The organism is Niveispirillum fermenti, assembly GCF_048066175.1.
GTDB lineage: Bacteria > Pseudomonadota > Alphaproteobacteria > Azospirillales > Azospirillaceae > Niveispirillum > Niveispirillum fermenti.
Genome location: NZ_JBLTXA010000124.1, coordinates 1 through 566 on the forward strand (window position 1 = coordinate 1; position 566 = coordinate 566).

Below are 566 nucleotides of genomic sequence, written 5' to 3' on the forward strand. Positions count from 1 at the left end.
CGGACGGCACCAAGGAGGTGCTGGGCCTGTGGATTGAGCAGAACGAGGGGGCGAAATTCTGGCTGCGGGTTCTGAACGAGCTGAACAACCGGGGCGTGGAGGACATCCTGCTGGCCGTGGTCGACGGGCTGAAGGGCTTTCCCGAGGCCATCGCTGCCGCCTTCCCGGAGACGAGCGTGCAGACCTGCATCGTCCATCTGCTGCGCCACAGCATGGAGTTCGCCTCCTGGAAGGACCGCAAGCCGGTCGCCGCCGCCCTGAAGAAGGTCTATGACGCCCTGGATGACAAGGCCGCCGAAGCGGCACTGACAGAATTCGAGGAAGGCCCCTGAGGTCAGAAATATGAGGCTATCGGCAAGGCCTGGCGCCGTGCTTGGCAGGAGGTCATCCCGTTCTTTGCCTTTCCCCGCGAGGTCAGGCGCATACTCTATACAACAAACGCCATCGAGGCCCTGAATTCAAAGCTCCGCCGGGCCGTCCGCGCCAGGGGGCATTTCCCCAATGACGAGGCGGCGCTGAAATTGCTGTTCCTGGTCTTGAACAGGGCCGAGAAAGAATGGAAGATG

1 pseudogene is annotated in these 566 nt (G+C 62.2%); it reads left to right on the top strand.

Going from position 1 to position 566, the window contains the following annotated elements:
- Positions 1–566: pseudogene (locus ACM9LZ_RS25975) on the top strand (IS256 family transposase); the annotation flags it as partial.